This window comes from Rhizobium sp. BT04 (genome assembly GCF_030053135.1).
Lineage (GTDB): Bacteria > Pseudomonadota > Alphaproteobacteria > Rhizobiales > Rhizobiaceae > Rhizobium > Rhizobium binxianense.
The window spans coordinates 66,091-80,050 of the sequence record NZ_CP125652.1 but is presented as its reverse complement, the minus strand read 5'-3'; the positions used below and the strand labels follow the sequence as shown (position 1 = coordinate 80,050).

Genomic DNA, 13,960 nt, shown 5'->3' with positions numbered 1-13,960 from the left:
GTGCCGATCGCCAACAAAGCCGAAACGAAGCGCGACCCTTTCGCGGACGAAATAGCAATGCGCCTCGCCATGCGCCGCCTTGCCCACGTCCAGCCGAAGGACCCGGCGACGATGACGATGGCGGAGATCATCCAGAACCTCGATCGCCTCGCCGCATCCGCCTGGAGGCTCGCCCATGGCTGAGACTGCCTTCATCAGCAAGGTCACATCCCAACGCCGCTGCCCGGTCTGCGGCGACGATCTTGCGGCCACGCAAGAAACCCCTGCCGGCGCGTTGTTCCCTATCGCTGACGTGAGGTTCGTCTGTGGCGCGCGTTTCTGGGCGGACGCCCGCTCCATCATCTCTGCCGCCCCGTGCCGCTCTGGCTCGCTGCTGGCGGCGAAGCTGATGTGTATAGAGGCGGAGGGTCGTATTCGATGAGCGATCACATCAGCGCCGACCGAATCGAAAAGGCCCTGGATAAGCTGGCCGGATTCATGGTCCGCCTCGGCGCCAGAGGCCCGACCCTGCTGCCAATCTATGAACGGCTCGAGAAGGAACTTGAAGCGCGCCGCGAAGTCGACGGCAAGATGGCGGCCGTCCGCGCCCGCCTCAAACAATCGAAGGGTCGTAAGGCAGCAGCGTCTTCGAAATCTCCTCCAGCCGCAGCCTGAGAGAGCCGCCCTCCCCATATTCCGGCCGATCGAGCGCATGGCCCATCAGGATCTTGCGCAGCTCGGCGTCGACGCGCGTGTTCTTCATCCGGTCCTCGAAGCTGTGGCGGAACGAATAGATCGAATGCTTGTCCGTCGGGCAGAGGCCGTTTTCCTTGAAGTATTTATTCAATGCGGCCGACAGGCTGTTTTCCTTGTCCTTGTAACGCGGGAAGCCATTAGGGAATTTCCGCATCACATCCAGCGCCATGCCGATCAGCGGCACGATGCGGATCGACGAATCGGTTTTGATCTCACGAGGATCCTCGGGATCGTCGCGCGGCTCGATCTTCAGGTGAGGAACCTCATGATCGAGAATGATGAACTCGGGGGAAAGATTGCAGATCTCGCTCGGCCGGGTGCCGAGCTGCGCGACGACAAGCGCGATGCCCCTCGCCTCGTCATTGAGGCCGGCGAGCGCGCCGACCTTCAGGATCGTATCGGTGATCCACGCCGGCGGAAATGGCGGCCGCTTGCGCTTGTTGCTCTTCTTCTCCCGGTAGGAGAGCCCGTCAAAAGGGTTCGGCCGGTCAGGTTCGCCCAGATATTTGAAATAGGCATCGAAGAGCACGCGCATGTTTCCGATTCTGCGGTTGCCATGAGACGGCGTGTGCGTTGCCGGCCCCTCGCCCTTCCCGGGCGCAATCCTCTTGCGCCAGTACTGGTGATAGGTGTGGCCGTCGGCGCGAGAGATCTCCGTCATTACCAGATCGCCGACAACCTCGACGAAGTTGTCGACGGCGCCCTGCTTGCCGCTCAACCATCGCGCCTTCTGCCCTTTGCTCTTCGTCGCGATCTCGTGCGCCGCGATCTCGTCGCAATAGATCCTGAAAGCTTCGGTGACCGTGACCTCAGGATGCTCGACCCCGCCAAGCCCCGCCTCGATGACCGGGACAGGCGCTTGCTCTTTCAGCGCATCGATCCGCGCAAGAATGTTCGCCAGGCTTTCGTTCGCCACCTCGGCCGCTGGCCGGTAATTGAAGCCGAGCGCCTGCGCCGTTTTCACAGTGTTGTGATATCGCTCGATCGCGCTGCCTTCGCCGAGCGTCAGGGATGCCCAGAGATCGTCATCCGCCTTTTCATAGATGTCGCGCATGGCGCGCGCCTTGCCGCGGTCATCGGTCCCGAGAGAGATTCGGACATGTTCGCCCCGCTCGTCGAGACCCATCACCGACGCCGGCACCCGGCGCTTGTAATAGAAGATCCCACCCCGCGGGGTCAGGAAACGATCGGCATGGTTAGGCTTTTTCCGGGGGCCTTTCGGCATGTGCAAAACCCTTGTGGCGCAGTTTGGGGCACACAATGGGGCACAGAATTGGCGAAAAATGTCAAGACCACGCGTAGAGCCTTGAATAAAACGCAGCAAAATCAATTAGTTAAAGGCAATAAAAGGCGGGGAATGTGGAGCGGGTAGCGGGAATCGAACCCGCGTATTCAGCTTGGAAGGCTGCTGCTCTACCATTGAGCTATACCCGCGGGATGGTCCGATCCGATGACGAATGGTGGAGAGAGTTGGATTTGAACCAACGTAGGCTGAGCCAACGGATTTACAGTCCGTCCCCTTTAACCACTCGGGCATCTCTCCAGTTTTTCGTCCGGATCTAGAAGACCAAGTTTGTCAGACTTCGAAGCGTTGCCGCCTGTCGTCTGCGCCGCGTATATGACCGGAGCATTTCAGTCTGTCAACACGATGACAACGGAAAAAACACGAAAAATTTCATTCTTCGCCGAAAGCCGGCACATGAAAGAAAGCCTATGCGGCGGCGAGCCGCGTGGCTATAAAGCCGCATGAGCAAAGACAAGAAATCCGGCGGCAAGCCCGCGACAGACCCATCCGCCAAGGATACGCATTACGCCACGCTGCGGCGCGCGCACCGTGACGCCAAGCGCGAACGCGGCGAGATTCCGACACCTCAGCCGCAGAAGCGCAGGCGTGGGGGCGAGGACTGGAAGCCGCCGGCGCTGGCGCCCGATCAGGTGCATCTCTACGGCCTGCATACGGTGCGCGCCGCCCTCGACAATCCCGAGCGCAAGAAGATCAAGCTGTTTACGACGCAGAACGCGCTGGCACGGCTCGAAGTCGACTTGGAAACGCTCGGTATTCCCTTCGAGATCGTCTCGCCGCAGGAGATCGATAAGGTGCTCGGCCCCGAGGCGATCCATCAGGGCGTCATGCTGGAGACGCGGCCGCTGCCGGTCCGCCGGCTCGAAGCGCTGAAGGACAGCCCTCTCCTGCTCGTCCTCGATCAGGTCACCGATCCGCACAATGTCGGCGCGATCATGCGCTCGGCCGTTGCCTTCAATGCCGGCGCCGTCATCACCACTCAGAGACATAGCCCGACCGAATCCGGCGTGCTCGCCAAATCCGCCTCCGGCGCACTGGAACTCATCCCTTATATACAGGTCACCAATCTCGCCGATGCGCTCGGCGAATTGCATAAGCTCGGCTTCTCCACCATCGGCCTCGATTCGGAAGGACCGGCCCCGCTCGAAGGCACCTTCTCCGGCGAGAAGCTGGCGTTGGTGCTCGGTTCCGAGGGCAAGGGCCTGCGGCAGAAGACGCGGGAAACCGTCAACGCCCTTGCCCGTCTCGATATGCCGGGCGCGATCAAATCGCTCAACGTCTCGAATGCGGCGGCGATCGCGCTGTATGCGGCGCGGCTCCACCTGAAGGCATAGGCTGGCTGCGGCAAAGGGAATGTCATGATCCGTCTCATCCCTCGACTCACGGCTTCGGCAGCGGTGTTGCTTACCTGCGGACTGGCATACGGCCAGGATATCGATTCCGATATTCTCAAAGCGCAGGCCGGAACCTATCTCATTGCCCCGGAAAACGGCCAAGCCGGATGCCGGATGACGCTGCAAACCGATCAGACGATCGGCGGCTATTCGCTCTCCGGCCAGGACGCCTGCAGCAAGCCGCTGCCTTCGCTTGCCGAAGCCTATGCCTGGAATTTCGACGGCAATGGCGGCGTCATCCTGATCGATGCGACGCGCAAGGTGCTTGCCCGTTTCATTGAGAACGAGGGCTCGCCGATGAAGACGCAAGACGGTACGCCGCTTTTGCTGATATCAGCACCCGATGGCGTCGATCATCTGCCGAGCTTCGACAGCCTGGCCGGAACATGGACGATGCAAAGGCCGGACGGCGAAAGGCTCTGCGGCGTGACGCTCGATGGCCATGCCGATGCGCAGGGCAATGCGCCGCTGTCACTTTCGGGGGACTGCGCCGCCAATGTCGCTAAGCTGAAGCTCGCGGTCTGGCATATCGACGGTTTCGGGCTGACGCTGATGAGTCAGGACGGTTCGTCGCTTGGCTTTACCATGCGCGCCGACGGCAATTTCGACAAGTCGAAGGAGGAAGGCGGCAAACCGCTTTCGCTGGTGCGCCGCTAATCCCAGAGTCTTTTCTGATCAGTCGGGCGTCCCGCAAGTGGTTCGTCCATCCATGGACCGGCGAGTCGTTTCGCCCGCCGCATAGGCAACCTCGACAGGGTAGACGATCACGCTCGGCAGTTTCTCGATTTCGCTGGCGTGATCGGGGCTGCGCTTCATTTCCGCCTTGTAGGCTGCGGCGCAATCCGGCAGTTGCGTCAGTGACAGGCCGATGTCGGCCGCAATCGCCTTGGCGCAGGCAGTATCGAGATAGAGCGAACACGAAGCGGTGTAGACGCGGCGGAAATCGAGAGTCAGCTCCCCCTTCCCGCTCCTGATCGCGGTAAAATTATCGCCCTCGAAGGAATCATCCAGCAGCCGCTCGCCCGTCGCCGCGTCGTAGACGACGAAGGGCAGCCCGCCGTTCCATCCATCCGCCGCGCGGAAGAAGACGAAGCCGCCGCTGACGCCCATGAGGTAACCGGCAGTATCGTCGTCGATCACCCGCTCGCGGTCGCCGGCGCGCTCACAGGGCGCATCGGCGGCCAGCAGCGCCAGCCTTTCGGCGCCGACCTCGCCGAGATCGACCTCCTTGACCATGAAGGTGGGATAGCGGCTGCAGGTGATCTTCGGCTTTGCATCGGGATTGAGTTCGTCCTTCGGCAGCGCGACGACATCCACTTTCACCGGCCTGTCGAAAGGGGCTGGTGTTTCGGACGCTCCGGCGCAGGAAATCAGTGCCGCAAGGATAATCGACGTGGTGATCGTCCGCTTCATGAGAGTTCCCGCCTCCGAATCCTTCGGTATCTCTGGCATGGTTCGATCCCTTGCGACAGAGGGAAAACCGGTGCCGGCAAAGCCGCCGCAGCGCCTGCCCGATGCCGGAGAAATCCACTTTTGCCTTGGAAAGACCTTCCGGAACACTATGATCGGGCGATGAACGGTTGCAGCGACCGGTCAGAAGCAAGAAGGAACCATCCCCATCATGGCCATTCGACCGCTGATTTTCGGTATCCTCTTTGTCTCGGTCTTCGTCGTGATTATTCTCAGTATCATCTGGGTGGACACCTCGCATCCCATCCACCAGCCCGATCCCCTGTCGCCGACGGCGCCCGGCGCCGCGCAGCCGGGACCAGTGCAATAACCCCGGCAGGAACGCGGACCGCAATCACGCGTTAATCCCGGAATCGAACGAGGATTGAACGCCTATGCGCATAATGATCGCCGTCGTCGCCTTCATGATCGTCTCTGTGCTCAGCATCGCGATGATGTCGCCGTCGGGCGCCGGACAGACCGGCAATGGCGACAGGATCGAAGCAAGCGTCAACGAACCCGTCACGCATTGAAAAAAGGCCCGGATGATCCGGGCCTTTATCGTCAGCCGCGGTAGAGCCAGAACGGGATGCCGCGATCGTAATCACGCCACTCGCGACGTTCCTGCCAACGCTCGGCACGCCACCGCCGCCAATGACGGCGGTCATCGCGCCAATCGGAGCGGCGCCAATCGCGCTCATCGCGCCAGCCACCGTCGTCACGGTCGTCGCGGTCGCGATCCCGTCGCCAGCCATCACGAACTTGAATGATATCGCCCTGCGCCGTCACCGCGGGCCGCTCGGCCGGCATGGCCGCTGCCGGAGCGACGGAAGCGAAAGCCGCACCGACGGATATGGTTGCGGCGAGAAAGAGATGTGCGAGCTTCATGGCTGTTTCCTCATTGATGATGAGGCGAAGATAGGCGGATGCGGCTGAATTGGCGCTGAAGCAACCCTTCACGCGCGGTTCATCAAGCGATACTTGCTATTTGAAAAAATCTGCCGAGTGCGATCAAGCGACAACGTCGAACCTGGAGAAAGCGGTGTGCCTCCGCTTAGCTGCGCCCTCCGGCTTGCCGAGCCAAAGCTCACGGAGCGTAGGCTGGTGCCCCCGCCAGGGTTCGAACCCGGGACCCCCTGATTACAAATCAGGTGCTCTACCAACTGAGCTACAAGGGCAATAATTGCCCAACTAGCAGATTCTATGATTCTGTAAAGGAAAATTCGTGTCTGTGTGGAGGTCGGCTGGCCCTCAAAAGGCTTGGCTAGAGAAAACGGCCTTGTCGCGCCAGCCCTTTATCCTTTAGCTAGAGCAGCATCACAAAGGGCATTGCATGGGCCGTTCATTTCAGACGCTTTCCTTTCTCGCCTCACCCACGACGGAGGCGCTTGCCGCGCGCGAGGAGTTGATTCGCATCTATGGCGACGTCCCCGCTGATGAAGCCGATGTCATCGTCGCGCTCGGCGGCGACGGTTTCATGCTGCAGACGCTGCACCACACCATGAACTCCGGCAAGCTGGTTTACGGCATGAATCGCGGTTCGGTCGGCTTCCTGATGAACGATTATCGCAGCGAACACCTTCAGGAGCGAATCTGCCTCGCCGTCGAAAACGTCTTTCACCCATTGCAGATGACGACGGCCAACGCCGACGGCACCAATTCGACGGCGCTCGCCATCAACGAGGTCTATCTTTTCCGGCAGTCCTATCAGGCGGCCAATTTGAGGGTCACGATAGACGGGCGCGTGCGCCTGGAGGAACTGATCTGCGACGGGCTGATGGTGGCGACCCCTGCCGGGTCGACGGCCTATAATCTTTCCGCCCATGGCCCGATCCTGCCACTCGAGGCGCCGCTACTCGCCATGACGCCGGTCAGTGCTTTCCGGCCGCGGCGCTGGAGGGGCGCACTGCTTCCGAACAGGGTGACCGTCGATATCGACGTCCTCGAACCGGTGAAGCGGCCGGTGAACGCGGTGGCCGACAATACCGAGGTCAAATCGGTGCTGCATGTCCGCATCGCCCAGTCGGAGCATATGACGGCGCGCATCCTTTCCGATCCCGACCGCTCCTGGTCCGACCGTATTCTTGCCGAGCAGTTCAAGGATTGAGACAATGGCAATGCGTCTGACATTGATGACCACCGTATTTCTCATCGGGTGGTCGGCCGCAGCCTTACCGGCGCAGGACGCCATCCTGCCGGCATCGGTGATTTTCGCGACCAGCACCGGCTACTGGCAGGACGACGGCAACGCACCTGATGTCGAGCGGGCGCCCGGGGGCGCCGAGAGCGTTGCCAACCCCGAGGTAAAGGCCACGCAGCGCCACGGCTATTACAAGCTCTTTGCCGTCCGCCAGGCGGACAGGACCTCGAAGGTCTATCTGCAGCAGATTGCCCAGACCGACACCGGCCCGGCGATCACCTCGACCGTCGAGCTGCAGGAGATCAGCGATCTCAAGCCTTACGTAACGGATATACGCCCCGAGAATTCGAACGGCATCATCAAGGAGCCGGGGCTGTTCGCCACGATCTATCTGAAGACCGACCCTGCCGCCGAGCCGGATGGCTGGACCGTGCTGATCGATGAATTCGGTGACATCACCGTGGAGAAGGCGACGAATTGAACGGCCGGGAGCTGTTCGGAGAGGCATCCAGGCGATGAAACTCGGCTTTCGCGACGGCGTCCTCTACGACGAGAACAGGTCGAACTGGGACGCAGACGGCCCCAGACCCATCAGCTGGTCGCTGTGGTATCCCACTGCCGATGACGCGCGGGAAAGCGATACGGCGGAAAGAAGCTGGTTCCAGAAGGCGGCGATCGCTCGCGATGCACCCATTCGGCCGGCGGCCAGACCCTATCCCTTGGTACTTCTGTCGCACGGCACGGGCGGATCTGCGGCCGGGCTGGAGTGGCTGGCGCGACGCCTGGTCGATCGCGGGTTTGCCGCGCTCGGCGTCAGCCATCACGGCAATACCGGCATCGAGCCCTATCGCGCTGAAGGCTTCGCCTGTCTTTGGGAGCGGGCGCCGGATCTGAGCTACATGCTCGACCGGCATGATGACTGGCTCGGCGATCTCTCCGGCCATATCGATACGACGCGTGTGTTTGCCGCCGGATTTTCGGCCGGAGCCTATAGCGTGATGCTGCTGCTTGGCGCCGTCGCCCGGTTCTCTCAGTTCGAACCGTCCAGGATGAAGCCGGGTGGCGCACGCGGACCAAGGGAATTTCCTGACCTTGCCGATCATATCCCCACACTGCTTCGCACCAGCGAGGTGTTTCGTGATTCATGGTCGCGCATGTCGAAATCGTACCGGGACGAGAGAATCAAGGCCGCGCTCGTCTGCGCGCCGGGGCGATCGGTTCTCGGATTCAGCGAGGAAAGCCTGAAAGCCGTCGAGGCGCCCGCCCTTATCCTGGTCGGCGATGCCGACAGGGCGGCACCGGCTGAGGAATGTTCGGCATGGCTGCATGCGCGGCTCAAGCGCAGCGCACTTAAAATCTTCGGCGGCGGCCTTGGACATTATGTCTTCGTGCCGGAGGGCTCGGCGCTTGGCCTCGCCTTTGCGGCAGAACTCTTTACCGATCCTCCGGGGATCGAGCGCGCCGCCGTTCATGACGAGATTGCCGATCTGTCGGCAGCGCTGTTTGAGGACATGGACATCAGCGCAATGGTCTGAGCAAAAGAAAAGCCCCGTTTCCGGGGCTTTTGCGTCTCGATCCTGCGGCACCTTATCAGTCGACATCCTCGACGACCGCGTCGGCGGCGCCGCTGATGCGGTGGGCAAGGGCTGCTTCCATGAACTCGTTCAGATCGCCGTCGAGAACGTCGTCCGGGGCGCTGCTGGCGACACCGGTGCGCAGGTCCTTGACCAACTGGTAGGGCTGCAGCACGTAGGAGCGGATCTGGTGGCCCCAGCCGATATCCGTCTTGGAGGCGGCTTCGGCGTTGGCGGCGTCCTCGCGCTTCTTCAATTCCGCTTCGTACATGCGGGCGCGCAGCATGTCCCAGGCCTTGGCGCGGTTCTTGTGCTGCGAACGCTCCTGCTGGCACTGCACGACAATGCCGGTCGGGATATGCGTGATGCGCACGGCCGAGTCGGTGGTGTTGACGTGCTGGCCGCCGGCGCCCGACGAACGATAGGTGTCGATGCGGCAGTCGCTTTCGTTGATCTCGATCTGGATCGAGTCGTCGACGACGGGATAGACCCAGATCGACGAGAAGGAGGTGTGGCGGCGCGCATTGCTGTCGTAGGGCGAGATGCGCACCAGCCGGTGCACGCCTGATTCCGTCTTCAGCCAGCCATAGGCATTGTGGCCCTTGACGAGCAGGGTCGCGGACTTGATGCCCGCCTCTTCGCCGTCATGAACTTCGAGAAGTTCGACCTTGAAACGCTGGCGTTCGGCCCAGCGGGTGTACATGCGCAGCAGCATGTTCGCCCAGTCCTGGCTTTCGGTGCCGCCGGCGCCGGAATGCACTTCGAGATAGGTGTCGTTGCTATCGGCTTCGCCGGAGAGCATGGCTTCCACCTGGCGGCGGGCGGCTTCGGCCTTCAAGGCCTTCAGCGTGTCCTCGGCTTCCCTAACGACGCTCTGGTCGCCTTCTTCCTCGCCGAGCTCGATCAGCTCGATATTGTCGTTCAGCTGCTGTTCGAGCTGCTTGACGCCGTTGATGCCGTCATCGAGCTGCTGGCGCTCACGCATCAGCTTCTGCGCCTCGGCGGCGTCGTTCCAGAGGTTCGGATCCTCTGCCTTGTTATTCAACCAGTCCAGTCGTCTTATCGCCTGGTCCCAGTCAAAGATGCCTCCTCAGCAGGGTGATAGCCTGCTTGGTTTCATCTACAACGTTTTCGATTTCCGCTCGCATTTTCCTGCTTCTCTGTAACGGTCTTCTTCAAGTGCTGGTGACATAGAGACGCCCGGCGCTGAAGTAAAGAGCCGCGGCGCGCGTCCGAAAATTAGGGCAATGCTCAAAAGAGGCCCGGGGTGCCGGTCTGGACGGCCTGGTTGGCCTGCGGCGAGGTCTTCAGGATCTCCTCCGGCGCCATGGTGCTGTCCATGCCGATAACGGAGAAGCTATCGGCCGGGCCGGTGCCGGGCTTGAAGGCCTCGACAATGGTGTTCGGATCGCCGTCCGCGGCGGCCATGCCGGTCTTGCGGTCGATCGGAATCAGGTTCATGCCCGGCGGGATGACGAATTTCGATTCCGGCGCATCCTTGACGGCAGCTTGCATGAATTCGTTGAAGATCGGGGCGGAGAGAACGCCGCCGGTGCCGCCGCGGCCGAGCGGGGCCGGCGTATCGAAGCCCATGTAGAGGCCAGCGACCAGATCCGGCGTGAAGCCGACGAACCAGGCATCCTTCTCGTCGTTGGTGGTGCCGGTCTTGCCGGCGACGTCGCGACCGCCGAGATCGATCTTGCCGGCGGCAGTGCCGCGCTGGATGACGCCCTGCATCATCGAAGTGATCTGGTAGGCCGTCATCGGGTCGAGAACGGTTTCGCGGTTGTCGACGACGTTGGGCTCTTCCTGGTTCTGCCAGTCACCGGCATTGCAGCCTTCGCAGAGGCGCTCCTCATGCTTGAAGATCGTCTTGCCGTAGCGGTCCTGGATGCGGTCGATCAAGGTCGGCTTGATCTGCTTGCCGCCGTTGGCGATGACCGAATAGGCCGACACCATGCGCAGCACCGTCGTGTCGCCGGCGCCGAGCGACATGGAGAGAACCGGCAGCATGTGATCGTAGATGCCGAAGCGCTCGGCATATTCGGCGACGATATTCATACCGAGATCGTTGGCGAGGCGCACCGTCATCAGGTTGCGCGAATGCTCGATGCCCGAGCGCAGCGTCGACGGGCCACCGACTTCGCCGCCGTAGTTTTCCGGCTTCCAGACCTGGCCGCCCGAGACGATCTCGATCGGCGCGTCCATGATGACGGAAGCCGGCGTATAGCCATTGTCCATCGCCGCGGCGTAGACGAAGGGCTTGAACGAGGAGCCCGGCTGGCGCATCGCCTGAGTGGCGCGGTTGAATTCGGACTGCGAATATGAGAAGCCGCCGACCATGGCGAGCACGCGGCCGGTCTTCGGGTCCATGGCGACCAGGCCGCCCTGTACCTTCGGCGGCTGCTGCAGGCGATAGGAGGTCGACGCGTCGTCGCCGAGCTTTGCGACGTAGACCACGTCGCCAGGGCCGACGGCGCCAACCGGCGATTTCGTGGTCTTGCGGGCGCCGTCGGACGAACGGAAAGCCCACTGCATGTTCTTGGCGTCGATGGTGCCGCGTTGACGCTCGGCTGAAACCTTGCCGCTTCCATCCTTGGCCGGCTGCAGGCCGATGTCGACGGTGGTGTCGGACACGGCGAGCACGACGGCAAGCCGCCATTCCGGCACGTCGGAGAGTGCGGGAATATCGGCAAGCGCCTTGCCCCAGTCACCGCTTGCATCGATCTGCTTGATCGGGCCGTGGAAACCGCGGCGCTCGTCATAGGTGACAAGGCCGTCCTGCAGCGCCTTGCGGGCAGCCAGCTGCATCTGCGGATCGAGCGACGTGCGCACCGAAAGGCCGCCCTCATAGAGGACCTTTTCGCCATATTGGTCGATCAGCTGGCGACGCACCGCTTCGGCGAAATAGTCCGAAGCGAAAAGCGAGGGGCCGGTCGAGCGGGCGGTGACGCCGAGCGGCTGCTTCTTGGCTTCCACGCCGTCGCTCTGGCTGACATAGCCGTTCTCGACCATGCGGTCGATGACCCAGTTGCGGCGCTCGAGCGCAGCCTCCGGATGGCGGAAGGGATGGTAATTGGCGGGCCCCTTCGGCAGCGAGGCGAGATAGGCCGCCTCGGCGACGGTCAGTTCTGTCACGGATTTGTTGAAATAGGTGAGTGCGGCGCCGGCGATGCCGTAGGAATTCATGCCGAAGAAAATCTCGTTCAGGTAGAGTTCGAGGATCTTGTCCTTGCTGTAGGCCTGCTCGATCCGGAAGGAGAGGATCGCTTCCTTGATCTTGCGGTCGATCGTCTGGTCCGAGCTCAAAAGGAAGTTCTTGGCCACCTGCTGGGTGATGGTGGAGGCGCCGACCGGGCGGCGGCCGGAGCCGAAATTCTGCAGGTTGACGAGGATTGCGCGGCCGAGACCGGTTAGGTCGACACCCGGATGATTGTAGAAATTCTTGTCTTCGGCCGAAAGGAAAGCGGCCTTCACGCGGTCGGGAATGGCCTGGATCGGCAGGAAGAGGCGCTTTTCCTTGGCATATTCGGCCATCAGTGCACCGTTGCCGGCGTGGACACGGGTGGTTACCGGCGGCGCATAGCTGTTCAGAACGGCATAGTCCGGAAGATCCTTCGCAACATTGGCGAGATAGATGGCAATACCCGCCGCCGCGACCAGAAACAGGACGCAGGCCATTCCGAAGAAATATCCAAGAAGTCTAACCATATTTTCAGCTACCGGTCTCTTCGATCTTCAATCGGCGCGGACGCAACGATTGCATAGATCAAGGCAATTTGCACGTTGCGCGCGGCTTACTCCATGAGCGCTACCGCCACAAGCCGTTTCCGCGCCTCAGGCTATGAAACATAAGCCGGAGTAACGGCGCGAATGTGAGGAAAATAGGGCCCTCCCCGCCGCATTCACCGCTATATCAGCGTTTCATCAGCAGTGTCACATACAAGCAACGCCCCTTCCCGCCGCCAATCTGAAGCACTTTGCTCGGGACTTGATTCATACGACGCGCCTAAGTGTTTGTTTTCTGGGTAAACCACCGTCCCAAGGCCGCTCGGAATTCCGGGCGGCAGGCATCAGCCGCCATTCGCCATGACGCCCGTGCGGTATCGCTTCACGGCGTCGGTCAGGAGATCGGCGATCTTGCCGCGCCAGGTCTCGTCGAGCAGCAGTTTCTCATCATCGGCGTTCGAGAGGAAGCCGAGTTCGAGAAGAATCGACGGCACATCAGGTGCCTGCAGCACGCGGAAGCCGGCATGGCGATGCGGATTGTTGATGGTGCCGACCTGATCCCTGAAGGAATTCAGCACGCTCTCGGCGAGCGAAATCGAGAAGGCCTGCGTCTCGCGCCGTGTCAGGTCGAGCAGGATATCGGCGACCTCGGGCGGCTCGGTGACCGTCTCCTTGCCGGCGATCTGGTCGGAGAGATTTTCGCGTTCGGCAAGGTCGGCTGCAAGTTTGTCGGAGGCCTTGTCAGAGATCGTATAGACGGTCGAGCCACGGATATCCTTCTGCTTCAGCGTATCGGCGTGCAATGAAATAAACAGGCCGGCATGGTTCTGGCGGGCAATCAGCACGCGCTGCGACAGCGACAGGAACTCGTCATCCTCACGCGTCAGGAAAGCCTTGATCCCCGGCTCCTTGTTCAGCCGGTCGGTCAAAGCCTTGGCGAAGGCGAGCGTCACCTGCTTTTCCTCGGTCTTGGTGTCGACGCCGATCGCACCGGTATCGATGCCGCCATGGCCGGCGTCGACGGCGATGACGAAATCGCCGGGGGCGGCTTTCTCGGGTGCCGGAATGGCACTCGTCGTCTGGGCCGCCTCAGTCCGGTCGCTCCAGGATTGCGTCTTCACCAGTTCGGCAAAGGCCTGCTTGTCGATCATCTCGGCATCGAGCACGAGACGATGCCCCTTGCCGGCCTCGTCGGCCTGCACCTTGGCGAGCGCCAGCTTCACCGGCCCTGCCGTCGTCAGCACGATGCGGGCGCTTTCCTCGTCCATCTTGCCGTAACGGATATCCTTGAACAGGCCACGGGCGGCGAGATCCTTGGCCGGAAAGCCGAAGGCGGTCGCCGGCAGGTCGATGACGATGCGTTCCGGATTGGCGATATAGTGGACGGAGAAGCGCGGCTCGCGATCGAAATCGATGACGATGCGCGTTCGTGCGTCGTCGCCGACGATGCGCGCGCCATAGGCAAGCAGCGGATCGCTGGCCCCGACGGAGCCAGCGACGGCTGGCAGGAGACTAACGGCCAGAAACGCCGTCAGAACCCGCCTTGCGAATGTCGATCGCCAACCCGCGGATTTCGCCGTGATCCGAGCCCTCTTAAACAATAAACCGCCACACCCTATCTGTACTGCGATGGAGC

Annotated in this window: 16 protein-coding genes and 3 tRNA genes; 10 read left to right on the top strand and 9 right to left on the bottom strand. The window is 61.8% G+C overall.

The features are described from left to right. Both QMO82_RS08695 and QMO82_RS08690 read left to right on the top strand, forming a co-directional pair. Positions 1 to 183 (top strand): hypothetical protein, encoded by a 183-nt coding sequence (locus tag QMO82_RS08695; protein ID WP_283196563.1) that lies wholly within the window; start codon positions 1 to 3, stop codon positions 181 to 183. Continuing rightward, positions 176 to 421, top strand: coding sequence for a hypothetical protein (locus tag QMO82_RS08690; protein WP_283196562.1), 246 nt, complete (start codon positions 176 to 178; stop codon positions 419 to 421). Before QMO82_RS08695 ends, QMO82_RS08690 begins: the two co-directional genes overlap by 8 nt. Positions 422 to 592: 171 nt before the next feature. On the opposite strand, the gene QMO82_RS08685 is transcribed toward QMO82_RS08690, so the two are convergent. From QMO82_RS08685 to QMO82_RS08675, 3 genes are all read right to left on the bottom strand, one after another. After that, entirely contained in the window at positions 593 to 1,960 is a 1,368-nt protein-coding gene (locus tag QMO82_RS08685) for a DUF6538 domain-containing protein (protein ID WP_283196561.1), read from the bottom strand. Positions 1,961 to 2,095: 135 nt separating this feature from the next. Further along, positions 2,096 to 2,169: transfer RNA gene (locus QMO82_RS08680), tRNA-Gly, on the bottom strand. Between the two features lie 24 nt (positions 2,170 to 2,193). Then, a tRNA-Tyr gene (locus tag QMO82_RS08675) sits at positions 2,194 to 2,278 on the bottom strand. 30 nt (positions 2,279 to 2,308) lie between these two features. Here QMO82_RS08675 and QMO82_RS08670 point away from each other — a divergent pair. The 3 genes from QMO82_RS08670 to QMO82_RS08660 are packed head-to-tail and all read left to right on the top strand — an operon-like array spanning position 2,309 to position 4,089. Further along, on the top strand, positions 2,309 to 2,485 hold the full coding sequence (locus QMO82_RS08670; RefSeq protein ID WP_183606569.1) for a hypothetical protein: 177 nt from the start codon (positions 2,309 to 2,311) through the stop codon (positions 2,483 to 2,485). Then, positions 2,482 to 3,372, top strand: a complete 891-nt coding sequence (rlmB, locus tag QMO82_RS08665) for a 23S rRNA (guanosine(2251)-2'-O)-methyltransferase RlmB (RefSeq protein WP_183606568.1) — start codon at positions 2,482 to 2,484, stop codon at positions 3,370 to 3,372. Before QMO82_RS08670 ends, rlmB begins: the two co-directional genes overlap by 4 nt. A gap of 24 nt (positions 3,373 to 3,396) precedes the next feature. Then, positions 3,397 to 4,089 (top strand): AprI/Inh family metalloprotease inhibitor, encoded by a 693-nt coding sequence (locus QMO82_RS08660; protein WP_183606567.1) that lies wholly within the window; start codon positions 3,397 to 3,399, stop codon positions 4,087 to 4,089. Positions 4,090 to 4,107: 18 nt separating this feature from the next. Here the strand turns inward: QMO82_RS08660 and QMO82_RS08655 are convergent, their stop codons facing one another. After that, on the bottom strand, positions 4,108 to 4,884 hold the full coding sequence (locus QMO82_RS08655) for a hypothetical protein (RefSeq protein ID WP_246718228.1): 777 nt from the start codon (positions 4,882 to 4,884) through the stop codon (positions 4,108 to 4,110). Between the two features lie 169 nt (positions 4,885 to 5,053). Between QMO82_RS08655 and QMO82_RS08650 the strand changes: the two genes are divergently transcribed. After that, a complete protein-coding gene (locus tag QMO82_RS08650) occupies positions 5,054 to 5,212 on the top strand; it encodes a hypothetical protein (protein ID WP_179874082.1) in 159 nt (52 codons plus the stop codon). A gap of 64 nt (positions 5,213 to 5,276) precedes the next feature. Continuing rightward, complete coding sequence (locus QMO82_RS08645) at positions 5,277 to 5,414, top strand: hypothetical protein (RefSeq protein ID WP_183606566.1); 138 nt, start codon at positions 5,277 to 5,279, stop codon at positions 5,412 to 5,414. Positions 5,415 to 5,445: 31 nt separating this feature from the next. On the opposite strand, the gene QMO82_RS08640 is transcribed toward QMO82_RS08645, so the two are convergent. Together QMO82_RS08640 and QMO82_RS08635 are read right to left on the bottom strand one after the other, a co-directional pair. Next, positions 5,446 to 5,841, bottom strand: coding sequence for a hypothetical protein (locus QMO82_RS08640; RefSeq protein ID WP_183606565.1), 396 nt, complete (start codon positions 5,839 to 5,841; stop codon positions 5,446 to 5,448). A 142-nt stretch (positions 5,842 to 5,983) separates the two neighbouring features. Beyond that, positions 5,984 to 6,059 (bottom strand) — tRNA-Thr (locus QMO82_RS08635). 155 nt (positions 6,060 to 6,214) lie between these two features. On the opposite strand from QMO82_RS08635, the gene QMO82_RS08630 reads away from it, so the two are divergent. Genes QMO82_RS08630 through QMO82_RS08620 form a run of 3 tightly spaced genes read left to right on the top strand, consistent with a single transcriptional unit; the run spans position 6,215 to position 8,556 of the window. Further along, positions 6,215 to 6,988, top strand: coding sequence for an NAD kinase (locus QMO82_RS08630; protein ID WP_183606564.1), 774 nt, complete (start codon positions 6,215 to 6,217; stop codon positions 6,986 to 6,988). 4 nt (positions 6,989 to 6,992) lie between these two features. After that, a complete protein-coding gene (locus QMO82_RS08625) occupies positions 6,993 to 7,502 on the top strand; it encodes a hypothetical protein (RefSeq protein WP_183606563.1) in 510 nt (169 codons plus the stop codon). Between the two features lie 34 nt (positions 7,503 to 7,536). Further along, the gene (locus QMO82_RS08620) at positions 7,537 to 8,556 is read left to right on the top strand and encodes a dienelactone hydrolase (protein WP_183606562.1); all 1,020 of its coding nucleotides are present in this window, start codon (positions 7,537 to 7,539) and stop codon (positions 8,554 to 8,556) included. A 55-nt stretch (positions 8,557 to 8,611) separates the two neighbouring features. Here the strand turns inward: QMO82_RS08620 and prfB are convergent. The 3 genes from prfB to QMO82_RS08605 form a co-directional block, all read right to left on the bottom strand. After that, positions 8,612 to 9,743 (bottom strand): peptide chain release factor 2 gene (prfB, locus tag QMO82_RS08615; RefSeq protein ID WP_183606561.1). Its coding sequence is split into 2 segments (ribosomal slippage): positions 8,612 to 9,673 and positions 9,675 to 9,743, totalling 1,131 coding nucleotides; the frame shifts between segments, so codons are not numbered across the junction. A gap of 103 nt (positions 9,744 to 9,846) precedes the next feature. Further along, positions 9,847 to 12,306, bottom strand: a complete 2,460-nt coding sequence (locus QMO82_RS08610) for a penicillin-binding protein 1A (RefSeq protein WP_183606560.1) — start codon at positions 12,304 to 12,306, stop codon at positions 9,847 to 9,849. Positions 12,307 to 12,668: 362 nt separating this feature from the next. Further along, positions 12,669 to 13,925 (bottom strand): N-acetylmuramoyl-L-alanine amidase, encoded by a 1,257-nt coding sequence (locus QMO82_RS08605; protein WP_183606559.1) that lies wholly within the window; start codon positions 13,923 to 13,925, stop codon positions 12,669 to 12,671. Between the last annotated feature and the right edge of the window lie 35 nt (positions 13,926 to 13,960).

What these genes read in the sequence shown, in the direction of transcription:
- QMO82_RS08630 (WP_183606564.1), top strand. Translation starts at nt 6,215, where the DNA reads ATGGGCCGTTCATTTCAGACGCTTTCCTTTCTCGCCTCACCCACGACG.
- QMO82_RS08660 (WP_183606567.1), top strand. Translation starts at nt 3,397, where the DNA reads ATGATCCGTCTCATCCCTCGACTCACGGCTTCGGCAGCGGTGTTGCTT.
- QMO82_RS08650 (WP_179874082.1), top strand. Translation starts at nt 5,054, where the DNA reads ATGGCCATTCGACCGCTGATTTTCGGTATCCTCTTTGTCTCGGTCTTC.
- QMO82_RS08625 (WP_183606563.1), top strand. Translation starts at nt 6,993, where the DNA reads ATGGCAATGCGTCTGACATTGATGACCACCGTATTTCTCATCGGGTGG.
- QMO82_RS08655 (WP_246718228.1), bottom strand. Translation starts at nt 4,884, where the DNA reads ATGCCAGAGATACCGAAGGATTCGGAGGCGGGAACTCTCATGAAGCGG.
- QMO82_RS08645 (WP_183606566.1), top strand. Translation starts at nt 5,277, where the DNA reads ATGCGCATAATGATCGCCGTCGTCGCCTTCATGATCGTCTCTGTGCTC.
- QMO82_RS08620 (WP_183606562.1), top strand. Translation starts at nt 7,537, where the DNA reads ATGAAACTCGGCTTTCGCGACGGCGTCCTCTACGACGAGAACAGGTCG.
- QMO82_RS08690 (WP_283196562.1), top strand. Translation starts at nt 176, where the DNA reads ATGGCTGAGACTGCCTTCATCAGCAAGGTCACATCCCAACGCCGCTGC.
- rlmB (WP_183606568.1), top strand. Translation starts at nt 2,482, where the DNA reads ATGAGCAAAGACAAGAAATCCGGCGGCAAGCCCGCGACAGACCCATCC.
- QMO82_RS08610 (WP_183606560.1), bottom strand. Translation starts at nt 12,306, where the DNA reads ATGGTTAGACTTCTTGGATATTTCTTCGGAATGGCCTGCGTCCTGTTT.
- QMO82_RS08685 (WP_283196561.1), bottom strand. Translation starts at nt 1,960, where the DNA reads ATGCCGAAAGGCCCCCGGAAAAAGCCTAACCATGCCGATCGTTTCCTG.